The following is a 23744-nucleotide window of genomic DNA, read 5'->3' as shown; positions in this document are numbered from 1 at the left end:
CGTCAGTCCGCCGGCTGTGGAGAGGGGGGAAGGATGGGGAATTCGGTGTCGACCAGGTCCGTCACCGAGACACCCACTGTTCCCGGCCCCAGGTGCCATGCGAGGACCTCGTCGAATTCGACGATCATGACCCGCTCCGGAAACTGGGTCTCCTTGCGGATCTCGGTGGCCATCTCCTCGGCCCGCTCGCGCGCCTGGTGGTGGTGGACCACCACCAGCACGTCACCGCGCGCCACGTCGTCGCGCAGCAGGGACCGCAGCCGCGCATGCGCCTTGGTGGTGGTGCGGGCCTTGGCCGCCAGGTCCACCGATCCATTGCGCAACACGATCACCGGGCGCATGGCCAGGGCACTACCGAAGAGCGCGGCGAGCGCACTGATCCGGCCGCCTCTGCGCAGGTTCTCGAGTGACTCCAGTGCGGCGTACGTCGAGGCGCCCCGGCAGAGTCGCTCGGCCAGTTCGTAGGTCGCGGACAGGCCGAGCCCGTTCCCCGCCGCCCACGCGCACTGCGCGACGGCGGCCCCGAACGCCATGCCCGCTCCGCGGGAGTCCGAGACCAGGACCCGGCCCCCGAACCTGGTCGCGGCGTCGGCCGCCGACTGCCACGTTCGCGAGAGCTCGCGGGACAGGTGCACCGACACCACGCCGGTGCAGTCGGGATCCGCGAGCAGTTCTCCGTAGATCTCCGCCAATTCGTCGGGCGTGACCGCGGCCGTGGACACCGCGCGGTCGTTCTCCTCCACGACGTGCAGACCCACCACCGTGATGCCGAACCCGCGGACCCACTCGGCCGGCAGGTCGGCACTCGAGTCGGTGACCAGGCGGATCGTCATGACGAGCCCACCGGAGGCGTGATGCCGGCGTTCCACTGGTCCAGGCGCCACAGAACACCTCGGGCGGCCTCGGTGGTGGGGCCGACCTCGGACTCGGGAGGCTGCGCGGCCGTGCCCTCGGGGCGGACGTGCGCCGACAGCTGCACCCAGCAGGTGTTGCCCAGTCCGTTGAACACCGAGTACTGCTCCACCGGCAGCTCGAGCAGCGACGCGGTCAGGGCCGCGATCGCGCCGCCGTGGGCGACGATCACGGCGGGGTGCTCGCTCCAATCCGGCGACGACTCGACCAGCTCGTCGACGACCTCTCGGGTCCGCCGCGCCACGTCCAGACGGCTCTCGCCCTCCGGCGGGGACCACCGCGGGCTGCTGCGCCACCGGACCCGGGCGTCGGGCCACTGCCCGTCGACCTCCGAGTGGCTCATGCCCTGCCACGTGCCCAGGTGCGTCTCCCGCAGCCTGGGGTCGGTGCGGACGTCCAATCCCACCTCGGTGGCCAACGCCTTCGCCGTCTCGTGCGCCCGCTGCAGGTCCGAGGACAGGATCGTCCACGGGCGACGGGGTGCCAGCACGCGGCCGACCGCGTGGGCCTGCCGCATACCCAGCTCACTGAGCTCGGTGTCCAGCTGTCCCTGCATCCGCAACGAGGCGTTGTAGTGCGTCTGGCCGTGACGCAGGAGGATGAGACGTCGGGTCACCGGGTGGTTCAGAGCTCCTGATCCCGCTGCGGCTCCTCCGGCGCGAGCGAGTCGTCGGCGTTGCCGGCGTCGTCAGCGGGCCGTCGCGACGTCTCGACGCCCTCGATCTCGACGACCGGGCAGTCCTTCCACAGGCGGTCGAGCGAGTAATAGTCGCGCTCGTCGACGTGCTGGACGTGCACGACCAGCTCGTTGTAGTCGAGCAGCGCCCACCGCCCCTCGCGGGTGCCCTCGCGACGCAGCGGCTTGTGGCCGGCCTCGCGCAGCTTGTCCTCGATCTCGTCGACGACGGAGTTGACCTGCCGCTCCGTGTCGGCGGACGCCAGGACGAAACAGTCGGTGATGATGAGCTGGCCGGAGACGTCGATGACGACGATGTCGGTCGCCAGCTTGTCGTCGGCGGCGCGGGCCGCGATGGCGGCCATCTCAAGGGCCTCGGGACTTGCGGTCACTGGGGATTCTCCTCGGGGTGGGGATCGGTGGGGACGGGCACCCGGTGTACCGGGGCCGTCGCTGCGGGGGTGCCGTCCAGGCGGGTCGAACCCTCGGGCCGGTAGAGATTGCGTTTCGCGATGTACTGCACGACACCGTCCGGCACGAGATACCACACGGGCGCGTCCTCGGCCGCCCGGCGGCGGCACTCCGTGGACGAGATGGCCAGCGCGGGGATCTCGAGCAGGTAGACGCGCCCGTCCCTGATCTCGGCGAGGTGTGTGTCGGACAGTTCGAACCCGGGCCGGGAGACCCCGACGAACGTGGCGAAGTCGAACATCTCCTCCCACCCGCGCCATGTGAGGATCTTCTCCAGCGCGTCGGCGCCCGTGATGAAGTACAGATCGGTGTCCGGGTGCTGGCGCAGCAGGTCCTTGAGCGTGTCGAGCGTGTAGGTCGGCCCGTCCCGGTCGATATCGACGCGGCTGACCGAGAAGCGCGGGTTGGAGGCCGTGGCGATGACCGTCATCAGGTAGCGGTCCTCGGCCGGTGACACCGCCCGGCCCCGTTTCTGCCACGGCTCGCCGGTGGGGACGAACACCACGTCGTCGAGACCGAACCGGTGGGCGACCTCGCTGGCCGCGACGAGGTGACCGTGATGGATGGGGTCGAAGGTCCCGCCCATCACTCCGATACGGCGTCGAGCGCCGTCGGAGGTCCCCGTCGTGGCCATGGTCGGTGAGTCTATCGGTCGGGGGTGACGCCCAGTCGTCTGCCGCGCCCCGCCGCCGCAATCGCTTACACGGGAAGCAGGCTCGCGACGACCGTCGTGAGCTGTTCGACGTTGCGGCACTCGTGCATGGGGACGTACTGGGAGTACAGCCTGGCGGCCGAATCGCCGGTCCCCCACTGCCGCTTGGGCTCCGGGTTGAGCCAGTGGGTGTGTCCGACCCGCTCGCTGACGAACTCGAGTGCCTCGACGGACGGATCCCGGTAATTGTTGCGGCCGTCTCCCAGGATGAGCAGCGACCCCGTCCTGGTCAGGGTGTGGGCGTACCTGTCCGCGAAGCCCGCCAGTGCGTGGCCGTAGTCGGAGTGACCGTCGTAGGTGACGATCTCGGCCTCGCGGACCATCCGGCTCATCGCGGATCCGAGGTCCGACCCGGTCTCGAAGAACGAGGTCACCTCGTCGGTGGTGTCGACGAACGCGAACACCCGTACCCGGGAGAACTGCTCCCGGAGCGAGTGCACCAGCTGGAGGGTGAAGTGGCTGAACCCGGCCACCGAGCCGGACACGTCGCACAACACGACCAGCTCCGGACGGGCCGGGCGGGGCTTGCGCAGCACCAGTTCCACGGGCACGCCGCCGGTGGACATGGACCGGCGCATGGTCTTGCGCATGTCGATCGCACCGTGCCGGTGACGACGCCGGCGGGCCGCCAGCCGGCTGCCCAGCTGCCTGGCCAGCGGACCCACCCTGCGGCGCAGTGCCTGCAGGTCCTGGTCGTTGGCCCGCAGGAAGTCGACCTGTTCGGCCGCGGGCCCCACCGCGTACTGCGCGACGCGGTCGCGACCCACGGTCTCGGCGGTGCGGCGGCGGGTCTCGTCGGCGACCTCCCGCAGGAAGCCACGGACCAGGTCGGCGGCCGAATTGGCGGCCGCGGTCTTCTCGGCGTGCCGCTGGGAACCGTCCGGGTCGAAGGGGTCGGCGCCGAGCAGCCCGTCCAGGATCCGCTGCATGATCGAGTTGGTGTCGAGCGGGCTCAGTGCCTGGTAGGCGGAGTAGCGCGGCCCGTTCACCGAGTCATACGAGCCCAGCTGCTCGACCAGGAGTTCCGCCAACGCCCGGGCCTTGGCCCGCGACTCCTCGGTGTCCTCGAGCAGGAGCGACGCGATGAGCTCGTTCAGAGCGTCCGGATCCACCTTGCCGTCGTCGTCGGTCGGGATCTCCACCTCGAGCGTCACCGCGTCGCCCGCGGTGTGGGACCCCACGGCGGCCGGGAACCACAGGTCGAAGAGCTGGTCGAACACCCCACGGTGCGTGGACTTGTGCAGGATCGTCGAGGCCAGCGCCTCGCGCAGCGCGGCGCGGTCGAGCAGGTCGACGTGCACCATCGCCGCGGCGGCGTCCACGGCCTCGCTCGGACCGACGGGGATGCCCTTGCGGCGCAATGCGTCGACGAAGTCGACGAGGTGACCGGACATCCCGCCCGGGGCCCTGTCGGTCATTCCACCCATCTCCCTGTTCCGCACGGCCCTAGTTGAGCCGGAGCTCGGCGGCCGCGCGCAGCTGGTCGGACTGGTGCTTGAGCACCACGCCGAGCGTCTGCAGGACGACCTCGTCGTCAATGGTGTCCAGGCCCAGCGCCACGAGGGTGCGACCCCAGTCGATCGTCTCCGACACGCTCGGCACCTTCTTCAGCGCCATCGCGCGCAGGACGCCCACCACGCGAACGAGCTGCTCGGCCAGCCGGTCGTCGAGCTCCGGCACCCGGGAGGCGAGGATCTTGCGCTCCAGCTCGGGGGTCGGGAAGTCCAGGTGCAGGTAGAGGCACCGCCGCTTGAGCGCCTCGGACAGCTCGCGGGCCGCGTTGGAGGTGAGCACCACGAACGGGCGTCGGGAGGCCTCGATGGTCCCGAGCTCGGGGATGGTCACCGCGAAGTCGCTGAGGACCTCCAGCAACAGCCCCTCGATCTCGATGTCGGCCTTGTCCACCTCGTCGACGAGCAGGACGGTGGGCTCGCTGCGCCGGATGGCGGTGAGCAACGGCCGGGAGAGCAGGAACTCCTCGGCGAACACGTCGTCGCGCGTGGAGTCCCACCCCTCGCCCTGCCCGGCCTGGATCCGCAGGATCTGCTTGGCGTGGTTCCACTCGTAGAGCGCACGGGCCTCGTCCACGCCCTCGTAGCACTGCAGGCGGATGAGTTCGGCCTCCGTGGCGGCGGCGACGGCCTTCGACAGCTCCGTCTTGCCGACACCGGCCGGGCCCTCGATGAGCAGCGGCTTGCCCAACCGGTCGGCGAGGTAGACCACCGTCGCGGTCGATCGGTCGGCCAGGTACCCCTGCCCACCGAGGGCCTCGATGACGTGGTCGATGCTCTCGAATGCGGGTCGCTGGGCGGTGCGGGCTCGGTCCATCGGGTGGGTCCTTTTCGGTTCGGGGTCGTCGGTGGCGGGCCGGCGGGTGGCCCGGGCGCGAGTGCCTCTACGGCCGCACGTGCCCCTTGCCGTGGGCGATCCACTTCGTGCTGGTCAGTTCCTCGAGCCCCATCGGGCCGCGGGCGTGGAGTTTCTGGGTGGAGATACCGATCTCGGCGCCGAAGCCGAACATCTCACCGTCGGTCCAGGCGGTGGAGGCGTTGACCATCACCGCCGCCGCGTCGACGCGGGCGCAGAACTGGTCCGCCACGTCGATGCTGCGGGTGGAGATGGCCTCGGTGTGTCCGGAGGACCAGCGGTCGATGTGCTCGATCGCCTCGTCCACCCCGTCGACGACCTTGAGCGCGATGTCCATGCTGAGGTACTCCTCGCCCCAGTCGACGTCGTCGGCGGGGACGAGGCCCTCGCGGTCGCCGTGGACGGTGACGCCGGCCGTCCTCAACGCCCCCACGACGCGGTCCACGGCCGCGTCGCCGAGTGCGGAATCGAGCAACACCGTCTCGGTGGCGTTGCAGACGCTGCAGCGACGCGTCTTCCCGTTGAGCAGCAGGCTGATCGCCTCGTCCAGGTCCGCGTCTCCGTGGATGTAGAGGTGACAGTTGCCGGTGCCGGTCTCGATGGCCGGGACCTTGGCGTTCTCCACCACGGCCTGGATCAGCCCCGCACCACCGCGGGGTATGACGACATCCACCAGACCGCGCGCCTGGATGAGGTGGGTGACCGACGACCGGTCCTCGGACGGCAGGAGCTGGACCGCATCGACGGGCAGGCCGTGCTCCGCGAGGACACCGCGGAGCACCTCGACCAGCGCCTCATTGGAGTTGCGGGCCGAGCGCGACCCCCGCAGCAGTGCGGCGTTGCCCGATTTGAAGGCGAGCCCGAACGCGTCGACGGTGACGTTGGGGCGACCTTCGTAGATCATCCCGACCACGCCGAGCGGGACCCGGACCTGTCGCAACTGCAGCCCGTTGGGGCGGGTCGAGCCACGCGTGACGGTGCCGACCGGGTCCGCCAGGCCGGCCACCTGGCGCAGACCGCCGGCGATGCCCTCGATCCGCTCGGCGGTGAGCCGCAGCCGGTCGAGCATGGCCTCGCCCATTCCGGCCTCGGACTGCTCGGCGAGGTCCCGGGCGTTGGCCTCGAGGATCGTCGACTCCGCCACCACGAGGGCGTCGGCGGCGGCCTGCAGCAGTGCGTTCTTGCGGTCCGCGGTGAGCAGGGCCAGCTCGCGCGAGGCGGACCGGGCCCGGCGGGCGGCGTCGTGGACGGCGTCGCGGGTCGGGTCCGCGGCGGGCCCGGCGTCCGTCTGGCCAGTGAGGTCGGAAGCGTCGAGGTGGCTGGCTGTCATACGTTCCAGCTTACCGATGCGGCCGGCGGAGCCACCTCCGACGAGTCAGACCGTCGGGACGGCTCCGGTCTCGCGCACGGCGAACTCCCGGAATCGGCGGGCCAGGTCCGGGTCGCCGGCAGGGCCCGATCGCTCACCGGGTCCGGGCGGGCCTGCGATCTGTCGGAAGCCCGTCGGTCCGATGTACGACGCCGGCGGCAGATCCTCCGTCGCCGCGTACAGCAGCGGGCGAGCCCCGTCGGCGGCCGTGGGGACGATCCGCCGGCCGAGCAGGTTGAGCACGGCATTGACCGGCGGGAACGGGGTCGGGTCGAGGATCGAGGTGGCGGCGAACCCGGGGTGGGCGAGCTGCACGTCCACCTCGGAACCCGCGGCGGCGAGCCGGTTCTGCAGGTCGAGGCCCCAGAGCATGCACGCCAGCTTCGACTGGGCGTACGCCGCCGCCATCGAGTAGGGGCGCTGTCGGAAGTGGGGGTCGGCGAAGTCGAGCCGCCCCTTGGCGTGGGCCATCGAGGCCGTGATCACCACCCGCTCCCGGATCCGGGGCAGCAGGAGTTCGGTGAGCAGGAAGGGCGCGAGGACGTTGACCCCCAGGTGCAGCTCGAAGCCGTCGGCGGTCTCCCGCCTGGTCTTGCTCATCAGTCCGGCGTTGTCCAACAAGATGTCGACGGGGTCCGTGTACGAGCTCGCGAACTCCCGCACGGCGTGCAGGTCACTCAGGTCCAGCTCGTGGACCTCGGTGGATCCGCCGATCTCCGCGGCCGCCGCCTCCCCCTCGGCGCGGGTGATGGACGGGAGCACGACGTGGGCGCCCCGGCGCGCGAGTTCACGCGCGGCTTCCTTCCCGATGCCGCTGGTGCCGCCCGTGACCACGATGGTCTTCCCGGTCAGGTCGGGCAGGTCGTCGACGGTCCACGCCGCGGAGCTCACGAGGCTGCCCCGTCGCTGCGCTCGAGGACGGTGACCATGAAGCCGCTGTCGTCGTCGAACGGCAACAGATCCCACGTCGACCAGCGCTGCTGCACCCGCAGCCCGGCGCGGTCGGCGTCGCGGTCGAACTCCTCCCGGGTCCAGCCCCGGTCGAGCCCGAAGCCCACGACCAGGCGGCCGGCCCTCCCCTCGGCGCCCTCGTCCGCCGTGGCGAGGCGGGCGGCGAGGTTGGTGAGCACGGCGCCGCGGCTGGCGGGGTCGACGAAGGCCAGGACGTTGCCCGCCGACACGGCGAGGTCGAACGGCCCGCGGGGCCAGCCTTCGTCCGCCAGGTCCGCGACCTCCCACGACGCTTCGGGGCACAGCTCCCGCGCGCGCTCGATCAGGTGCGGGTCGAGGTCGACGCCGGTGACGCGGTGTCCACGCGAGTGCAGGTAGGCGCCGGTGCGCCCCTGACCACAGCCCACATCGAGGATCCGGGCACCGCGCGGGGCCATCGCGTCGATCAGCCGCGCCTCGCCGTCGATGTCCACTCCCTCGGCGACCATGTCGTCCCACCGTCGGGCGTACCGCCGGGAGTGCTCGGGGTCGGCCTCCACGATCTGCTTCCATGTCTGAGCCATGCGGCCCAGTATGGCCGCAGGGAGCGACATGCGTCGCGGAGGACGACGACGACGAGCGCGGCCGCAGCAGGGCCGGCGGAACGCGGTGGTCACGAGCCGATGGCGCAGAGGAGTCGGAAGGTGGGCAGATCGGCTCCCCTGGTCTGGTTGACGAGGGTGACCGCGAGGGTCCCGCCGACGGTGTCGACGACGGCGATCGACCGGAATCCGCCGGTCCCGCCGTTGTGCCACAGGGTGCCCGGGCCGGCGCGATGCCACCCGAGCCCCATCCGTCCCGGACCCGACGGCGGCGTGGCCTGCGTGAGTCGGGCGGCGGCCTCGAGGTCGGTGGTCGACGGATCGAGATGCGCGGCGAGGAACCGCGTCATGTCGGCCGCCGTGGAGCGCAGTGCTCCGGCGCCCGGCATGCCGCGCAGCGGCCACGGCTCGGCGCCGCGGCGGCGGCTGCGGTGCCCGAGGGCCGTTCGCCGCCGCTGCTCGTCGGTCATCTCATCCTCGGTCACGGTGTCGGGCATGCCCAGTGGTCCGCAGATCCGGTCGCGGACGAGCGCCCCGAAGTCGGCCCCGGTCGCGCTGGTCATCGCGATGCCGAGAAGGCCGAAGCCGAGATTCGAGTACCTCGGCGTGCCCTGCCCCGGGTGCCGACGCGGGCGGAGGCCACGGAGTCCGGCGAGGACGTCCGATTCCGTGAGGTCCACATAGGGATCCGCACCCGTGCGCACGTAGGCGAGGTTCTCCCGGAGCCCCAGCCGGCCGGGCGTCCTGGGGAGCCCGGAGGTGTGGGTCGCGAGGTGCTGCAACGTGATCGGGTCGTCGTCGCCACCCGGCAGGTCCGTGCCGGTGGGGAGCAGGTCCCGGACCGGGGTGTCCAAGCGCCACTGCCCCCGGACGACACCGTCGGCCAGCAACAGGGCGGTGAACACCTTCGTGACGGAGCCGATCTCGAAGAGCGTGTGGGCGTCCGGCGTGGCGCCCCGACCGGTGTCCCCGCGTGCAGCGGTGTGGACGCCGCCCGGTGGCCCGGCAGCCATCACGACCCCGACCCGCCGCCGCGACAGTCGGTCCGTCGCCCGCTCGACCTGCCCCGCGATTCCCTGCCCACCACTGGTCACGGGGCCGAGTAAACGCTCCCGGGCTCCGCTCCGCAGGTGAGCTGTCGGAGCGGTGGGGCACGATGGGCCCATGACCTCGACAGCGGACCGTCCCACTTCCGACGACCCGGCCACCGGGGACCGGGCCGCCCTCCGGGCCCGCGCCGACGAACTGCTCAGCGCCCTCGCCGGCCCGGGCGCCGTCCTGCGCGAGGACCAGTGGGTCGCCATCGAGGCCCTGGTGGCGGACCGGCGACGCGCGCTGGTGGTCCAGCGCACCGGCTGGGGCAAGTCGGCGGTGTACTTCATCGCCGCCCGGTTGCTCCGCGAGCTGGGGTCGGGCCCCACCGTGATCGTCTCGCCGTTGCTCGCACTCATGCGGAACCAGGTCGAGGCCGCCGCCCGGGCCGGGGTGCGGGCGGCCACCATCAACTCGGCCAACATGACCGAGTGGGACGAGGTCCGCTCGGCGGTCCGGGCCGGTGAGGTCGACGTGCTGCTGGTGAGCCCGGAGCGTCTCAACAACCCCGACTTCCGGGACACGGTCCTGCCCGCGCTCGCAGCGGACGCCGGCCTCGTGGTGGTGGACGAGGCCCACTGCGTCTCGGACTGGGGTCACGACTTCCGGCCGGACTACCGGCGTATCCGCACGCTCCTCGCCGATCTGCCCCTGGGCGTGCCGGTCCTGGCCACCACGGCCACGGCCAACGACCGGGTGGTCCGCGATGTCGCGCAGCAGCTCGGGGTCGGTGAGTCCGCCTCGGAGGACACCCTCGTCCTGCGAGGCGGACTGGACCGCGAGTCGCTGCGGCTGTCGGTGGTGGCTATCGACGACTCGGAGAAGCGCGCCGCCTGGCTCGTGGAGAACCTCGAGTCGATGCCGGGCAGCGGCATCATCTACAGCCTCACCGTCGCGGCGGCCGAGGACATGGCCGAACTACTCACCTCGGCCGGGCACCGGGTCAGCTCCTACACCGGCCGCACCGACGCCGGTGAACGCGAGGAGCTGGAGCGCGCGCTGCTCGACAACGAGGTCAAGGCCCTGGTCGCCACCTCCGCGCTGGGCATGGGCTTCGACAAGCCGGACCTGGGCTTCGTGGTCCACCTGGGTGCCCCGCCCTCCCCCATCTCCTATTACCAGCAGATCGGCCGCGCCGGGCGTGCCGCCGACCGCGCCGAGGTGGTCCTGCTGCCCGGGCCCGAGGACCGCGCGATCTGGAATCACTTCGCCTCCCTGGCGTTCCCGCCCGAGAACGTGGTGCGGCGGGTCCTCGACGCGCTGGAGCCCGACCAACCGCAGAGCACGCAGGCGCTCGAACCCGCCGTCGACCTCGGCCGCAACCGGCTCGAGATGGTGCTCAAGGTCCTCGACGTCGACGGCGCGGTCCAGCGCGTCCGGGGTGGCTGGGTGGCCACCGGTCGGCCGTGGCACTACGACGCCGAGCGGTACGCGGGGCTGGCGGAGGCACGGCAGTCCGAGCAGCAGGCGATGCTGGAGTACCAGCGCACCGGGTCCTGCCGCATGGAGTTCCTCCGCGGCCAGCTCGACGACCCCACCCTCGACCCGGCCTCCGACGGCTGCGGTCACTGCGACAACTGCACGGGTCAGCGCCGCACCACGGACGTCGACTCCGGGGCCCTGACCCGCGCCCGCGAGGCCCTCGAACGGCCCGGCGTGGTCCTGCCGCCCCGCCGCCAGTGGCCCACCGGCCTCGCCAAGCTCGACGTCCCGCTCAAGGGCAAGATCGCCGACGGCCCCGCCGAGGGCCGGGCTCTGGCCCGCCTGACCGATCTCGGCCTGGGCCAGAAGCTGCGCGCCCTGCTCGCCGAGCCCGACCAGGACGCCCCGGAATGGCTCGCACGCGCGTGTATTCCCGTTCTCCGCGAGTGGGGCTGGGCCGACCGGCCCACCGGCGTGGCCGCCCTCCTCACCGGCGAGCACCCGCAGCTGGTCACCACTCTCGCCCATGCCCTGGCGCAGATGGGTCGCATGGAACATCTCGGGGAGATCTCCCGCGATCCGGCCCTGCCCGCCGTGACGGCCCAGAACTCCGCATACCGCGTGGCTCAGTTGTGGGGCACGTTCTCCGGCCCGTCGACGCCGTCCGAGGGCCCCGTCCTCCTGGTCACCGACCTGCTCGGGACGGGGTGGACGATCACCGAGGCGGCCCGGCATCTCCGCTCCTCCGGGGTCCCCGCCGTCCTGCCCCTGGCCGTCGCCACATCCGGCTAGGTGTGATGTCCGGCTAGGTGTGTTGTCCGGCTGGGTGTGATGTCCGGGGAGGTCGCCGCCCGCGCCTCGACAGACCGGAGTCCGGCACGGGATCATCGACCCATGGGTAACGCAACGAGACCGTCACCGTCGGCCGGGCCGGGGTTCACCACGATCCGGTCGGACCCGTCATGAGCGCCCTCACGGTGCTCGCCCTCGCGGTGGGATTCGTCCTACTCATCGGCGGCGGCGAAGTACTGGTGCGAGGCGCCGGCGGTCTGGCCGCGACCCTCGGGATCTCCCCGCTGGTGGTGGGACTCACCGTCGTCGCCTTCGCCACCTCCGCGCCGGAGTTCGCGGTGAGCGTCGACGCCGCGCTGAGCGGGTACCCGGGGTTGGCCGTCGGCAACGTGGTGGGCAGCAACATCGCGAACATCCTGCTCATCCTGGGTCTGACAGCGATCGTTGCCCCGCTGGTGGCGACGTCCCGCATCGTGCGGGTCGACATCCCCATCATGGTGCTGTTCTCGGTGGTCGCGCTGCTGGTGGCACTCGACGGCACGATCAGCTTCCTCGACGGTCTGCTGTTGTTCGCCGGCCTCGTGGCGTATGTGGTGGCGACGATCGTCATCTCGCGCAAGCAGGATGGAGGCCGGGCCGCCGCGGCACCGGAGGACCCGGTCGCTGACGGCGCCGGTGGTGGCGACGCCGCCGTCGACGGCGCGGGTGATGGCGACGCGGGTGGCGCCAGTGCCGGCGAGACGCGGTCGTCCGGCGTCGCGTCGTCACACCCGGTTCTGGTCAGCAGCGTCTTCGTGGTCGTCGGAGTGGCCCTGCTGGTGGTCGGCGCGCGACTACTCGTCGCGGCGGCGAGTGATCTCGCGTCGGCATGGGGGATGAGTGACCTGGTCATCGGCCTCACGGTGGTGGCGGTCGGGACGTCGCTGCCGGAGCTCGCCACGAGCGTGGTGGCGGCGATCCGCGGCGAACGGGACCTGGCCATCGGCAACATCGTCGGTAGCAACATGTTCAACATCGGTGCCGTTCTCGGGATGACCTCGCTCATCACGCCCATCGACGTCGCCCCCGGGGCCGTCCGCTTCGACCTGCCGATCATGCTCGCCGTCTCGCTGGCCCTGCTCCCGGTCGCCTTCACCGGTATGGCGATCAAGCGGTGGGAGGGACTGCTCTTCACCGGCTTCTACGCCGCGTATGTCGCCTACGTGGTGCTGCAGGCGGCCGACCACGACGCGTTGGATCCGTTCAGCGCCGCCATGCTCTGGTTCGTCATCCCCATCACCGCGCTGTGGCTCATCGTGCTGGCCACCTATGAACTCGGCGTACTGCGGGGGCGCCGACAGGCGCGGGAGCGGCGAGTCGCGGCGGGGGCGCGCGGAGCGGACGAGGAGGGCCCCACGGAGGTGACGACCGGCGACGGCTGAGCACCCTCGCCGGGCCCGTTCGCCGAGGACCTCCGGTTCACACGGTGAGTCGGAGGCTCCGGAGGCGACGGACCAGAAGACTCTGGTGCCATTCGGTCCGCGAGACGTCGATCTCGAGGTCCCCGCCGAGATCGAGGAGGAAGTCGAGTGCGGCGCGGGATTCCATGCGCGCCAGGGCCGCACCCAGGCAGAAGTGGATGCCGCGCCCGAACGACAGGTGCGAGCCCTCATCCGGTCCGGTCCGAACCGGTCCGGATCCCCGAACCGGTGGGGGTCCCGGTTGGAGCTACCCCACAGGAGGAAGAGGTGGGTGCCCGCGGGGAGAGCGGTCCCGCCGAGTTCGGTGTCCGTGGTGACGTGGCGGTAATGCCCCCGGAAGGGCGCATCCGTTCTCAGTGTCTCCTCGATGAACGGCGAGCGGCGCCCCGGGTCCGACCGGAGTGTGTCGAGGTGCTCGGGGTGCTGCCCCAGGCGCCACACCAGCGTGCCCAGGTGGCCCACGGTGGATTCGATACCCGCCGCCACGAGCTGGACCAGGACCTGCACCGCGGCGTCGTGGGAGATCTCGCCACGCTCCAGCTCACGGGCGAGTGCCCCGAGCACCGAGGCGCCCTGTCCGGCCTCCGCCCCGGTCACCGCGGCCGAGAGGTAGTCGACCAGCTCCCCGGCCGACCGGAGCGAATCGTCGAGCTCGTCGGCCGTGACCATCCCGTCCAACATCCTGGTACTGGCGAACGCCCACTCCCACAGTCGGTCGGCATCCTGTGGCGGCAGCCCCATGAGTTCCGCGATGACGGCGGGCGGGAGACGCTCGGCGATGTCCCTCACCCAGTCGATCCCGCCGTCTCGCCAGCCGTCCGCCCACAGTTCTCGCAGTCGGCGGTCGACGAAGGGCCGCCAGGCTCGCAGTGTGCGCGGGGAGAGGGACGACGTGACCACGCTCCGGTGGGCTCGGTGCACCTGCCCGTCAGCAGTCGCCAGCGCGTGGACGGGGGATCCGAGTTCGGCGACGGGGAACTCGGTCACCTCCCCGCCAGGGCCCACCACCATCGTCGCGGTGAGGTTGGACGAGAAGTCCTCGACCCTGCTCGCGGCCTCCACGATCAGGTCCCATGACCGGACGGCGTAGAAGCCCGAGTCCCCCACCCGCTCGATTCCCGGCGAGGTCCTCGAGGGGTCGAACAGGTCCATGATCTCGTGCGCATCCCGCATACCCGCCACACTCGCGGACCGGTACCCGGCCCACATCGGAATCGCACATTCCGGTGGTCACTCGGCGGGCGCGGGCGACCGTCGTGGGGCTCCGGGGGCCCGGAGCAGCACGACACAGCTGATCCCCGAGACCGCGGCGGAGGTCAGCAGCAGTGCACCGAGCCCCAGGGACGGTATGACGGCCCCGGCGAGCGCCGGCGCGATCTCCGAGCTCACGGCGCCCACCACCAGGCACGCCGTGAACGCCGCCCCCGCGCGATCGGGGGCCAGGTCCGCCGTCCACACGGCGAGGACCGCCGAACCGGTCATGTACCCCACACCGAAGACGCAGGCGGAGATCACCGTCGCGCCCAGGGAGTTCCCCGCCTGACCCAGCAGCGCCAACGACACCGCGACGGTCACCAGGCACATCGCCGCGACCCGGGCACTGCCCCACCGTTGCGCCATGGCGCCGGTCGCCAGTGCCGTCAGGCCGCTGGCACCGATCAGGACGTAGGCCGCCGGGACAGCGAGCTCCGGCAGGTCCGTGCGGTCGAGGACGTCGGAGGCGTAGGTGAAGTAGATGATGACGACGGCGAAGTAGACGACCGAGTAGCCGGCGGGTACGGGCAGGACCCTGGCCAGGTCCGCGAGCCCGCGCTGACCCCGCGGGCGCGCCACCGGGTCGCTCCGCGGTACCAGGTGCAGGTTGACGACCGCCGCGACGACCGCTGCCGCGGCGACCCCCGCCCACACAGACGCCAGGATCCCTGGACGGCGAGGACGGCCAGCCCGCCCAGGGCGATCAGCCCGACTCCCGTGCCGGTGGTGATCATCGCCAGAGCCCTGCGCTGGTGTCGGGCGGTCACCGTCCGGGTGACGATGTCCGAGTACGGCGCCCAGACCCAGCCACCCGCGCTGCCGGCCAGCACCGCGCCCACGGCGAGCAGCCACGGAGACTGCGCGGTCACCACGATGGCGGCACCGAGCGCGCCGCAGACCCCGCCCACGGTGGTCGGTGCGCGCGGTCCACGCCGGGCCGCCAGGGGTCCCGCGAGCAGCAGGCCGGCCAGGTAGCCGACGAACGTGGCGCTGGCGACGAGCCCGAGCACCAGCTCCGGCAGACCGAGGTCCCGGCGGATGTCGGGCAGGGTGAGCCCGTAGACGTACCGCGCCATGCCGAAGGCAACGCCGACGACCGCCGCGCCGGCGATACCGATCCTCGCCGCGGAAAGAGTGCGCTCCTCGCGGCCGCCCGCGCCGATCAGGCCTCCCGCGCCATCGCCCGGCCCGCCTTGAGCCCGGAGAAGATGCACCCGCCGAGGAACGTGCCCTCCAGCGAGTTGTACCCGTGCACGCCGCCGCCGCCGAAACCGGCGACCTCGCCCGCCGCGTACAGGCCCGGGAAGGGCTCGCCATCGGGGGTCAGGCACTGGGAGTCGAGGGTCGTCTCGATGCCGCCGAGCGTCTTGCGGGTCATGAGGTGCACCTTGACCGCGATGAGCGGGCCGCCGGAGCCGGCCGCCGAGCCCGTGCCCTGCCCCGAGTCCCTGAGCAGCCGGTGCGGCTTGGCCATCCGGGTGAGCTTGTCGGTGAGGACGCGCCGGGCGTTGTGGATGGCCTGCACCTGCGCGTCCTTGGCGAACGGGTTGTCCATCTGGCCGTCCATGGCCAGGACGAACTCGCGCACCCTCTCCACGTCGAGCTCCGGCTCCCCGTCGCGCAGCAGTGAGTTCATGCCGGCGACCATCTCCTCGAGGGTGTCCGCGACCACCCAGTCGACGCCCTTCTCGGCGAACTCGGCGATCGACGGCGGCAGTCCGCTGCCGGCCTTGGAGGCGAACTTCCTGATGCTCTTGTCCGTCAGCTCGGGGTTCTGCTCGGACCCGGAGAGGATGAACTCCTTGCCGGCGATGGCGGAGTCGAGGATGAACCAGGAGTAGTCCCGGCCGGTGCGGCGGATGGCCTCGATGGACGCCGTGGTGTGGAACCCCGGGAACAGCGGCACCGGCATCCTGTCGCCGTTCGCGTCCAGCCACAGGGTGGACGGCCCGGGGATGATGCGGATCGCGTGGGAGGGCCACACGGGCGCGTAGTGGGCGACCCCCTCGGTGTAGTGCCACATCCTGTCCCGGTTGATGAGGTTGGCCCCGGCCACCGCGGAGATCTCCAGGATCCGGCCGTCCACGTGCTCGGGCACCCCCAGGATCAGGTGCTCGGGAGCGTCGCCGAGCCGGTCCGCGGGCCAGTACCGACGAACGAGGTCGGGGTTGCCGCCGATGCCGCCGGAGGCGAGCAGCACCGCCCGGGCGCGGAACTCGAACCCCCCGGTCTCCTCCCGCGGGGAGGACACGCCCCGGTCGAGTTCGCAGGGAACGAGCGTCGCGCCGCGCACTCCGACGGCCCGGCCGTCCTCCACCACGATCTCGTCCACCCGGTGTCGTACGGCGAAGCGCACGAGCCCGGCCCGGGCGGCCTCCAGGATGGGTTCCTCGAACACCCGCACCACCTCGGGCCCGGTCCCCCAGGTCACGTGGAAGCGCGGGACGGAGTTGCCGTGCCCGGCCACGTCGCCGCCGCCGCGCTCGGCCCAGCCGACGGTGGGGATGATCCGCAGGCCCAGGTCGTGGAGGTACCGCCGCTTCTCCCCCGCGGCGAACTCGACATAGGCACGCGCCCACTGCCGCGGCCAGTGGTCCTCCGGCCGGTCGAAGCCGGCGGAGCCGAGCCAGTCCCGCCACGCCAACTCGAGCGAATCGGAAATCCCGATCCGCTTCTGCTCGGGTGTGTCGACCAGGAAGAGGCCGCCCAGCGACCAGAACGCCTGCCCGCCGAGGTTCTTCTCGTTCTCCTGGTCCACCACGAGCACCTTCTTGCCCGCGCGGGTCGCCTCGTGGGTGGCGACCAGTCCGGACAGACCGTGCCCCACGACGATCACGTCCGGGGTGAAGCCCGGCTCCGGCGCGGGAAGCGGTCCGGTGTTGGCCGCCCGTGACGCCGACGGCGGCTGCCACTCCGGGTAGACGGGGTGGACGGGCCGGGCCTCGCCGGTGGTGCGGTGCGATCGGGACTCAGAGCGGCTCATGCGCCCCAGTGTGCCCGGTCACTCCAGCAGGTGGCGCAGATACCGTTCCGGCGCGTCGAGATAGCGCCGGTGGTGGTCGACCATCGCCAGATCCTCCCACCGGGTGCGGTGCATCCCGGCGTCGGAGAGCTCGTACACCGCGGCGCCGGGCACCGAAGCGAGGATCGGCGAGTGGGTGGCCATGAGCACCTGCGCCCCGCGCCGGTCGGCCAGCTCGAGCAGCAGGGCGACCAGTCGGAGTTGGGCGTCGAAGGACAGTCCGGCCTCGGGCTCGTCCAGCACGAACAACCCGCCGCCGGAGAACCGCGAGGTGGTGACGATGTCCCAGAACGCCTCACCGTGGCTGCGGGAGTGGAAGTCCTGCTCCGGGCCGGAGGACTGCAGGTAGGTGAACATGCCGTGCATGGTCTCGGCGCGCAGGAAGTAGCCCCACTTCGGCGCGCCCCCGCCCCGGACCAGCCGCAGTGAGTCGTGCAGCGGGGACTCCGACTCCCAGGTGACGTCACGGCCGTTGACCGACCCGCCCTCGGCGCCGAGCCCGTACGCCATGGCGACGGCCTCGACGATCGTCGACTTGCCGGCGCCGTTCTCCCCCACGAGCACGGTGAGGTCGTCGAGTTCGAGTCCCTCGCGCAACAGCTGGGCCACCGCCGGGATCGAGTACGGCCACCGCCCCGCCCCGGCCGACACGGGCTCGGCCCGCTCGCCCACGCCCCCGTCGCGCTGCCGCTCGACGCGTACCACCGGTCGTGGATCGAGCACTCCACCTGCGGCCATGCCACGCACCCTACCGACGGTCGGTACCGTTTCTCCCATGCGGATCCACCAGCTCAACTGCGGCACGATGGGGGGCCTGGTCCCCACGCGCGTCCTGCTCGTGGAGACCCCGGACGCGCTCGTGCTGGTGGACTCCGGGATCGGGGTGCAGGACATCGCCGACCCGGCAGGCCGCCTCGGCGCGATGCGCCACGCGCTGCGCCCGGCACTGCGCACCGACGAGACCGCGCTCCGCCGCATCGAGTCGCTGGGGTTGGATCCCCGGGACGTTCGGCACATCGTCCTGACCCATATGGACGCGGACCACATCGGAGGGCTCGCGGATTTCCCGGAGGCGCAGGTGCACGTCGCCGCCCAGGCGCTGACGTGGGCGGTGCGCACGCCGCGGTTCGTCGAGCGCCGCCGGTACCGCCGCCCCCAGTGGTCGCACGGGCCGCGGTTCGTCGAGTACGCCTACGGGACCGACCGGTGGGAGGGCTTCCGGGCGCACCCCCTGGACCACGTCGCCGAGGGGATGATGCTGGTGGACCTGCCGGGCCACGCGGTGGGTCACGCCGGGGTGTTCGTGCCCGGTGGCGGTGACGACGACGACGACAAGGACCTCCTCCACGCCGGGGACGCCTTCTACCACCGGGGGCAGATCGGTCCGACGGGTCGGGTACCCCGGCCGATCCCCGTCCTGGAACGCGCCCTGGCCCTGGAACCCGGTGCCGTCTCCCTCACCCACGCCAGGCTCGCCGGGCTGGCCCGGCGCCGCCGGGACACCCTCGACGTGGTGTGCGCACACGACCCCTCGGGACCCGGGGGCCTGTAGATGGTCCGGATCCGCGAGACCGCCTGGACGCCGGCCGAACGCACGGAGGCGGATCCGGACCTGCCCGACCGGGCGGCGGCACTCGCCGAACTCCTGCGGGGACGGCGGGCGGTGGTGCTCACCGGCGCCGGGATCTCGACCCCGTCGGGCATCCCCGACTATCGCGGGCCCGATTCGCCCGGCCGGACCCCGATGACCTTCCAACAGTTCGTCGGCGACCCCACGTTCCGCCGGCACTACTGGGCCCGCAACCATCTCGGCTGGCGGCACATGGAGGCCGCGCGTCCCAACGCGGCGCACCTCCTGCTCGCCGACTGGGAGCGGCGTGGTCTGGTTTCCGGGGTGATCACGCAGAACGTGGACCTGCTGCACCTCAAGGCGGGCAGCCGCCGCCTCGTGGACCTGCACGGCACCTACGCCGTGGTCATCTGCCTGGACTGCGGCCTGCGGCTGAGCCGGTGGGCGCTGCACGAACAGCTCGAGCGCCTCAACCCGGGCTTCACCGAACGCGTGGCGTCCCGGGGCGCGATCGAGGTGGCCCCGGACGCGGATGCCGTCCTGGGCGACACCTCGGACTTCCGCATGGCCGACTGTCGGGCCTGCTCGGGAGTCCTCAAACCGGACATCGTCTACTTCGGCGAGAACGTCCCCGCGCATCGCGTGCAGGAGGCCAACGCGCTCGTCGACGGGTCGGACCTCGTCGTCGTCGTCGGCTCCTCCCTGACCGTCCGGTCCGGATACCGGTTCGTACGACGTGCGGTGACCACCGGCACGCCCGTCGCGGTGGTCAACCGCGGCCGCACCCGCGCGCACGGCGAGGCCACCCTGACGATCGACGGCGACTGCGTGGAGGTCCTCGAGCTGGCAGATGCGGCCCTGCCGCACCACGGGTGAGCGTCAAGGAGCAAAATAGGGCCATGCAGATCGCAAAGACACCGGAGACCGCGCTGGCCCGGCTACTCCGCGGCAACGCCCGCTACGTGGCCGGGGAGAACCTCAACGAGCACAAAGACCCCTCTCGGCGCACCGAGCTCGCCGGCCAGCAGAATCCGTTCGCGCAGGTGTTCGGCTGCGCGGACTCCCGAGTCCCCGCCGAGGTCGTCTTCGACCAGGGGCTCGGCGACCTATTCGTGATCCGCAACGCCGGACACATCGTGGACTCGTCGGTACTCGGGTCGATCGAGTTCGGGATCGAGGCCCTGAACATCCCGCTGACCCTCGTGCTGGGACACACCTCGTGCGGCGCGGTGGGCGCCACGATCACCGCCATCGACACGCACTCCACCCCGTCCGGTTACCTGCGCGACGTGGTCGAGCGGATCTCGCCGGCCGTGTTCGAGGCGCGGCGCGACCCGGACGCCGGGTACGACGACGTGGTGGTGGAGAACGTCCGCCACACCGTCACCGCGATCCGGCAGAAGTCGGCCGCCGTCGACCGCGCGATCACCGAGGGCCGCACCGCGATCGTCGGCGCGATCTACAACCTCGAGGAGGGGACCGTCACCCCGGTCCACACCGAGGGGACCGTCACGGAAGGCTGAGCGCGGGCCGACCGGGGTCGGTGGTCGGACCAGCGCTGGTCAGACCGGGACGAGGTCGTCGGCGTGCACCAACGGGCGCCCCTGACCGGAGCCGGTGCCGCCCGCCGCCCGGTCCGCCAACCGGGCGCGGACCTCGACTGAGTCGTACTGGGCGATCCCGCGGGCGACCACCCGGCCGTCGACGTCGTGCATCTCGATGACGTCGCCGAAGTGGAACAGCCCGTCCACCCCGGTCACCCCGGCCAGTAGCAGGGAGCGTCGCGAGCCGGTCACCGCTCGGACCGCTCCGTCGTCCAGCAGGACCGCCCCGCGGGCGTCCGCGGCGTGCCGGACCCAGAAGCGCCGGGCGGTCATCCGCTCGGGCCGGGCCGCGAAGACCGTGCCCACCGTCGGGTCGGCGGCGAGGGCCTGCGGCGCCAGCTCCGCGGCCGTGAGCAGGACCGGGATGCCCGCGTCCGCGGCCAGACGGGCGGCGGCGAGCTTGGAGGCCATGCCGCCGGTCCCCAGGGCACCGCCGGCACCGGCGATCACGCCGTCGAGGTCGCCCTCGCCGCCGACCATGGTCACCGCGCTGGCCCCGCCCTTGCGCGGGTCGGAGTCGTACAGGGCGTCGACGTCCGAGAGCAGGATGAGGGCGTCGGCGCTGATGAGGTGCGCGACCAACGCGGCGAGCCGGTCGTTGTCACCGAACCGGATCTCGTTGGTGGCCACGGTGTCGTTCTCGTTGATCACCGGCACCGCGTGCAGGGTGCGCAGGCGGTCGAGGGTCCGCTGGGCGTTGGCGGCGCTGTCCCGCCGCCCGATGTCGGCGGCCGTGAGCAGCACCTGGCCCACCACCCGGTCGAAGCGGGCGAACGAGTCGCCCCACGCGCGCGCCAGCTCGAGCTGTCCGACGCTGGCCGCGGCCTGCTTCGCGGACAGGGTGCCGGGGCGGGTGGTCATCCCCAGTGGCGCCATGCCGGCGCCGATCGCACCGGAGGAGACGACGAAGACGTCCGACCCCGCGGCCATCCGCGACTGGCAGACGTCGGCGAGTGCGTCGAGTTCGGCCCGCCGGATCCCGCCGTGGAAACTGGTGATGGCCGACGAGCCGATCTTGACCACCACGCGGCGGGCCGCGCCGATACGACGGCGCAACTCCCGCTCCTTGGTCACTCCAGGATCTCCTCGTCCGGGTCGATCAGGCCGCGGCGCACCCGCTTGCGGTACTTGCGCTCGGTGGCGCCGATCCGCTCGTCGGACTCGAGCCGGATGTCGGTGCCACGCCCGGTGCGCATGAGGTCGACGCCGGCCGGGGTCTGCGGCTCCCACTCGAACGAGACGTCACCGATGGTGACGGTGCAGCCCTCCGTGGCGCCGGCCTTGATGAGCGCCTCCTCGACCCCGATCCGGGCCAGCCGGTCGGCGAGGAAGCCCACGGCCTCGTCGTTGTCGAACTCGGTCTGACGGATCCACCGCTCGGGCTTGGCCCCGGTGACGATGAACGCGCCGCGGTCGGCGGGATCCGGGCGGACGCGGAACTCCTCGACGTCCACCGCCTTGGGGCGGATGACGATCCGTTCGGGCGCGGCGGGCGGGTTGGCTTTACGGTGTGCCTTGATCAGCTCGTACAGGCCGTACCGCAGCTCGTCGAGCCCCTTGTGGGCCACCGCGGAGATCGCGTAGACGGGCCACCCCTTGGCCTCGAAGTGCTCGCGCACCATCTCCGCCATGTCGGCGGCGTCGGGCACGTCGATCTTGTTGAGCACGACCACGCGGGGGCGGTCTGCCAGGTCGCCGATCCCGGCGTCGGTGAGTTCGGACCGGTAGGCGGCGAGTTCGGCCTCGAGGGCGTCCACGTCGGAGATCGGGTCCCGGTCGGACTCGAGGTTCGCGCAGTCCACCACGTGGGCCAGCACGGCGGTGCGCTCGATGTGACGCAGGAAGTCCAGACCCAGGCCCCGGCCCTCGCTGGCCCCGGGGATGAGGCCGGGGACGTCGGCGATGGTGAAGGTGTCGTCGCCGACCGAGACCACGCCGAGGTTGGGTGCCAGGGTGGTGAAGGGGTAGTCGGCGATCTTGGGCTTGGCCGCCGAGAGCACCGAGACCAGGGAGGACTTCCCGGCGGACGGGAAGCCGACCAGTCCGACGTCGGCCATGGACTTGAGCTCGAGCGTGAGGTCGCGGACCTCGCCGGGCTCGCCGAGCAGCGCGAAGCCGGGGGCCTTGCGGGCCCGGGAGGCCAGGGCGGCGTTGCCCAGCCCGCCCTTGCCACCCTCGGCGGCGACGAAGCGGGTGCCGACGCCGGTGAGGTCGGCCAGCACCTCGCCGTCCTCGTCGAGCACGACGGTGCCGGGCGGTACCGACAGTACGAGGTCGGCGCCCTGGGCACCGTTACGGTTGGCGCCCATACCCGGCTGGCCCCGGCCCGCGCGGGCGTGGGGCCGGAAGTGGAAGTCGAGCAGGGTGTGGACCTGGGGGTCCACGACGAGGACGACGTCGCCGCCGTGCCCGCCGTTACCGCCGTCGGGGCCGCCGAGGGGCTTGAACTTCTCGCGGTGCACCGAGGTGCAGCCGCGGCCGCCGTCCCCCGCCGCGAGGTGGAGCACTACGCGGTCGATGAATCTCGACATGGTGGGGACTCCTCCGGGTGACGGGCGATGACGGGCGGGGTGGTGCAAATACTCTCGGGGGCCGGGTGTGGGGTCTTGACGACCCCGCCCGGCCCCCGAGGGCTGTTCATGAAAGTGGTCGGCTGGGAGGCTCAGGCCTCGGCGCCGGCCGGCACGATGTTCACGGTCTTGCGACCGCGCTTGGTGCCGAACTCCACCGCGCCGGCGGAGAGGGCGAACAGGGTGTCGTCGCCACCACGGCCGACGTTGACGCCCGGGTGGAACTTGGTGCCGCGCTGGCGCACCAGGATCTCACCGGCGTTGACCTCCTGGCCGCCGAACCGCTTGACGCCGAGGCGCTGTGCGTTGGAGTCACGACCGTTACGGGTGCTGGATGCGCCCTTCTTACTTGCCATGTCCGAGTCCCTCCTTCAGGGAGCACGCCCGAGGGCGCTGAGCTGGTGGCCTGAGCGGCCGGAGATGGATTACTTGATACCGGTGATCTTGACGACCGTCAGCTTCTGACGGTGGCCCTGACGCTTGTGGTACCCGGTCTTGTTCTTGAACTTGTGGATCCGGATCTTCGGTCCCTTGGTCTGCTCGACGATCTCGCCGGAGACGGTGACCTTGGCCAAGGCGTCGGCGTCGGAGGTGACGGCCGAACCGTCGACCACGAGGATCGGGGACAGCGACACGGAGGTTCCGGCCTCGCCCTCGATCTTCTCGACCTTGACGTGGTCCCCTTCGGCGACCTTGTACTGCTTGCCGCCGGTCTTGACGATCGCGTACATCGAGGGCTTCCCCTTGCTTCTCGGGTGTGCGGCCGCCTGGGGCGACCACACCTGGTGTGCGGTGTTCTCTCTTGCTCGCCGACTCGCGTCGGTCGAGGGTCGCGGGCCCCGGAACCGTTCCCGGTCCCGTCGCGCGACTCCTCGCGCCACGACATAGCGCCGCGACGAGCGACCTGTCAAGGTTACGG

General features: G+C 71.9%; 23 protein-coding genes and 2 pseudogenes. 5 read left to right on the top strand and 20 right to left on the bottom strand.

Annotated elements, in window-relative coordinates; genetic code table 11:
* Positions 1-2 precede the first annotated feature (2 nt).
* The 10 genes from VZF99_RS05085 to VZF99_RS05040 form a co-directional block, all read right to left on the bottom strand.
* A complete protein-coding gene (locus tag VZF99_RS05085) occupies positions 3-833 on the bottom strand; it encodes a DegV family protein (protein WP_096907294.1) in 831 nt (276 codons plus the stop codon).
* On the bottom strand, positions 830-1528 hold the full coding sequence (locus VZF99_RS05080; RefSeq protein WP_185951458.1) for a histidine phosphatase family protein: 699 nt from the start codon (positions 1526-1528) through the stop codon (positions 830-832). The genes VZF99_RS05085 and VZF99_RS05080 overlap by 4 nt, the downstream gene beginning before the upstream one ends.
* An 8-nt stretch (positions 1529-1536) precedes the next feature.
* Positions 1537-1980, bottom strand: a complete 444-nt coding sequence (gene rsfS / locus VZF99_RS05075; protein WP_067719684.1) for a ribosome silencing factor — start codon at positions 1978-1980, stop codon at positions 1537-1539.
* Complete coding sequence (gene nadD, locus VZF99_RS05070) at positions 1977-2693, bottom strand: nicotinate-nucleotide adenylyltransferase (RefSeq protein ID WP_407335830.1); 717 nt, start codon at positions 2691-2693, stop codon at positions 1977-1979. Before nadD ends, rsfS begins: the two co-directional genes overlap by 4 nt.
* 65 nt (positions 2694-2758) lie before the next feature.
* Positions 2759-4189 (bottom strand): VWA domain-containing protein, encoded by a 1431-nt coding sequence (locus tag VZF99_RS05065; RefSeq protein ID WP_120286303.1) that lies wholly within the window; start codon positions 4187-4189, stop codon positions 2759-2761.
* 28 nt (positions 4190-4217) lie between these two features.
* A complete protein-coding gene (locus VZF99_RS05060) occupies positions 4218-5099 on the bottom strand; it encodes a MoxR family ATPase (RefSeq protein WP_096905768.1) in 882 nt (293 codons plus the stop codon).
* Positions 5100-5166: 67 nt separating this feature from the next.
* A complete protein-coding gene (locus tag VZF99_RS05055) occupies positions 5167-6468 on the bottom strand; it encodes a glutamate-5-semialdehyde dehydrogenase (protein WP_096905769.1) in 1302 nt (433 codons plus the stop codon).
* Between the two features lie 45 nt (positions 6469-6513).
* A complete protein-coding gene (locus tag VZF99_RS05050) occupies positions 6514-7398 on the bottom strand; it encodes an SDR family NAD(P)-dependent oxidoreductase (protein WP_317470687.1) in 885 nt (294 codons plus the stop codon).
* Entirely contained in the window at positions 7395-8021 is a 627-nt protein-coding gene (locus VZF99_RS05045) for a class I SAM-dependent methyltransferase (RefSeq protein ID WP_407335829.1), read from the bottom strand. The genes VZF99_RS05050 and VZF99_RS05045 overlap by 4 nt, the downstream gene beginning before the upstream one ends.
* A gap of 89 nt (positions 8022-8110) precedes the next feature.
* Positions 8111-9133, bottom strand: a complete 1023-nt coding sequence (locus VZF99_RS05040; RefSeq protein ID WP_407335828.1) for a serine hydrolase domain-containing protein — start codon at positions 9131-9133, stop codon at positions 8111-8113.
* A 70-nt stretch (positions 9134-9203) separates the two neighbouring features.
* Here VZF99_RS05040 and VZF99_RS05035 point away from each other — a divergent pair, with 70 nt between their 5' ends.
* Together VZF99_RS05035 and VZF99_RS05030 are read left to right on the top strand one after the other, a co-directional pair.
* Entirely contained in the window at positions 9204-11345 is a 2142-nt protein-coding gene (locus VZF99_RS05035) for a RecQ family ATP-dependent DNA helicase (protein ID WP_407335827.1), read from the top strand.
* Between the two features lie 170 nt (positions 11346-11515).
* Positions 11516-12766 (top strand): calcium/sodium antiporter, encoded by a 1251-nt coding sequence (locus VZF99_RS05030; protein WP_407335826.1) that lies wholly within the window; start codon positions 11516-11518, stop codon positions 12764-12766.
* A gap of 37 nt (positions 12767-12803) precedes the next feature.
* Here VZF99_RS05030 and VZF99_RS05025 read toward each other — a convergent pair whose 3' ends face one another.
* From VZF99_RS05025 to VZF99_RS05000, 6 genes and pseudogenes are all read right to left on the bottom strand, one after another.
* A complete protein-coding gene (locus VZF99_RS05025) occupies positions 12804-12932 on the bottom strand; it encodes a hypothetical protein (RefSeq protein WP_268091882.1) in 129 nt (42 codons plus the stop codon).
* A 125-nt stretch (positions 12933-13057) separates the two neighbouring features.
* Positions 13058-13474: pseudogene (locus VZF99_RS05020) on the bottom strand (cytochrome P450); the annotation flags it as partial.
* Between the two features lie 561 nt (positions 13475-14035).
* Entirely contained in the window at positions 14036-14713 is a 678-nt protein-coding gene (locus VZF99_RS05015; RefSeq protein WP_407336161.1) for an MFS transporter, read from the bottom strand.
* A 59-nt stretch (positions 14714-14772) separates the two neighbouring features.
* Positions 14773-15135: pseudogene (locus tag VZF99_RS05010) on the bottom strand (MFS transporter); the annotation flags it as partial.
* 86 nt (positions 15136-15221) lie between these two features.
* Positions 15222-17042, bottom strand: coding sequence for an FAD-binding dehydrogenase (locus tag VZF99_RS05005; RefSeq protein WP_407335825.1), 1821 nt, complete (start codon positions 17040-17042; stop codon positions 15222-15224).
* A gap of 18 nt (positions 17043-17060) precedes the next feature.
* Entirely contained in the window at positions 17061-17819 is a 759-nt protein-coding gene (locus VZF99_RS05000; protein WP_407335824.1) for an AAA family ATPase, read from the bottom strand.
* Positions 17820-17856: 37 nt separating this feature from the next.
* Between VZF99_RS05000 and VZF99_RS04995 the strand changes: the two genes are divergently transcribed.
* Genes VZF99_RS04995 through VZF99_RS04985 form a run of 3 tightly spaced genes read left to right on the top strand, consistent with a single transcriptional unit; the run spans position 17857 to position 20174 of the window.
* The gene (locus VZF99_RS04995) at positions 17857-18633 is read left to right on the top strand and encodes an MBL fold metallo-hydrolase (protein ID WP_407335823.1); all 777 of its coding nucleotides are present in this window, start codon (positions 17857-17859) and stop codon (positions 18631-18633) included.
* On the top strand, positions 18634-19527 hold the full coding sequence (locus tag VZF99_RS04990) for a Sir2 family NAD-dependent protein deacetylase (RefSeq protein WP_407335822.1): 894 nt from the start codon (positions 18634-18636) through the stop codon (positions 19525-19527).
* 23 nt (positions 19528-19550) lie between these two features.
* Positions 19551-20174: a carbonic anhydrase gene (locus tag VZF99_RS04985; protein WP_132062032.1), complete on the top strand. Its 624-nt coding sequence runs from the start codon at positions 19551-19553 to the stop codon at positions 20172-20174.
* 39 nt (positions 20175-20213) lie between these two features.
* On the opposite strand, the gene proB is transcribed toward VZF99_RS04985, so the two are convergent.
* From proB to rplU, 4 genes are all read right to left on the bottom strand, one after another.
* On the bottom strand, positions 20214-21329 hold the full coding sequence (gene proB, locus VZF99_RS04980) for a glutamate 5-kinase (RefSeq protein ID WP_407335821.1): 1116 nt from the start codon (positions 21327-21329) through the stop codon (positions 20214-20216).
* A complete protein-coding gene (obgE, locus tag VZF99_RS04975) occupies positions 21326-22786 on the bottom strand; it encodes a GTPase ObgE (protein ID WP_067719726.1) in 1461 nt (486 codons plus the stop codon). Before obgE ends, proB begins: the two co-directional genes overlap by 4 nt.
* Positions 22787-22917: 131 nt before the next feature.
* On the bottom strand, positions 22918-23181 hold the full coding sequence (gene rpmA, locus VZF99_RS04970; protein ID WP_007626965.1) for a 50S ribosomal protein L27: 264 nt from the start codon (positions 23179-23181) through the stop codon (positions 22918-22920).
* Positions 23182-23250: 69 nt separating this feature from the next.
* Positions 23251-23556, bottom strand: a complete 306-nt coding sequence (gene rplU / locus VZF99_RS04965) for a 50S ribosomal protein L21 (protein WP_067719729.1) — start codon at positions 23554-23556, stop codon at positions 23251-23253.
* Positions 23557-23744: the final 188 nt, after the last annotated feature.

The sequence above is a fragment of the Dietzia kunjamensis genome, from assembly GCF_045689975.1.
Classification (GTDB): Bacteria; Actinomycetota; Actinomycetes; order Mycobacteriales; family Mycobacteriaceae; genus Dietzia; species Dietzia kunjamensis.
This window is presented reverse-complemented; position numbering and strand designations above follow the sequence as displayed.

What these genes read in the sequence shown, in the direction of transcription:
- obgE (WP_067719726.1), bottom strand. Translation starts at nt 22,786, where the DNA reads ATGTCGAGATTCATCGACCGCGTAGTGCTCCACCTCGCGGCGGGGGAC.
- VZF99_RS04985 (WP_132062032.1), top strand. Translation starts at nt 19,551, where the DNA reads ATGCAGATCGCAAAGACACCGGAGACCGCGCTGGCCCGGCTACTCCGC.
- nadD (WP_407335830.1), bottom strand. Translation starts at nt 2,693, where the DNA reads ATGGCCACGACGGGGACCTCCGACGGCGCTCGACGCCGTATCGGAGTG.
- VZF99_RS05055 (WP_096905769.1), bottom strand. Translation starts at nt 6,468, where the DNA reads ATGACAGCCAGCCACCTCGACGCTTCCGACCTCACTGGCCAGACGGAC.
- VZF99_RS04995 (WP_407335823.1), top strand. Translation starts at nt 17,857, where the DNA reads ATGCGGATCCACCAGCTCAACTGCGGCACGATGGGGGGCCTGGTCCCC.
- VZF99_RS05045 (WP_407335829.1), bottom strand. Translation starts at nt 8,021, where the DNA reads ATGGCTCAGACATGGAAGCAGATCGTGGAGGCCGACCCCGAGCACTCC.
- VZF99_RS05035 (WP_407335827.1), top strand. Translation starts at nt 9,204, where the DNA reads ATGACCTCGACAGCGGACCGTCCCACTTCCGACGACCCGGCCACCGGG.
- VZF99_RS05030 (WP_407335826.1), top strand. Translation starts at nt 11,516, where the DNA reads ATGAGCGCCCTCACGGTGCTCGCCCTCGCGGTGGGATTCGTCCTACTC.
- VZF99_RS05060 (WP_096905768.1), bottom strand. Translation starts at nt 5,099, where the DNA reads ATGGACCGAGCCCGCACCGCCCAGCGACCCGCATTCGAGAGCATCGAC.
- VZF99_RS05085 (WP_096907294.1), bottom strand. Translation starts at nt 833, where the DNA reads ATGACGATCCGCCTGGTCACCGACTCGAGTGCCGACCTGCCGGCCGAG.
- VZF99_RS05025 (WP_268091882.1), bottom strand. Translation starts at nt 12,932, where the DNA reads ATGGAATCCCGCGCCGCACTCGACTTCCTCCTCGATCTCGGCGGGGAC.
- VZF99_RS05065 (WP_120286303.1), bottom strand. Translation starts at nt 4,189, where the DNA reads ATGACCGACAGGGCCCCGGGCGGGATGTCCGGTCACCTCGTCGACTTC.
- VZF99_RS05000 (WP_407335824.1), bottom strand. Translation starts at nt 17,819, where the DNA reads ATGGCCGCAGGTGGAGTGCTCGATCCACGACCGGTGGTACGCGTCGAG.
- rpmA (WP_007626965.1), bottom strand. Translation starts at nt 23,181, where the DNA reads ATGGCAAGTAAGAAGGGCGCATCCAGCACCCGTAACGGTCGTGACTCC.
- VZF99_RS05005 (WP_407335825.1), bottom strand. Translation starts at nt 17,042, where the DNA reads ATGAGCCGCTCTGAGTCCCGATCGCACCGCACCACCGGCGAGGCCCGG.
- VZF99_RS04990 (WP_407335822.1), top strand. Translation starts at nt 18,634, where the DNA reads ATGGTCCGGATCCGCGAGACCGCCTGGACGCCGGCCGAACGCACGGAG.
- rplU (WP_067719729.1), bottom strand. Translation starts at nt 23,556, where the DNA reads ATGTACGCGATCGTCAAGACCGGCGGCAAGCAGTACAAGGTCGCCGAA.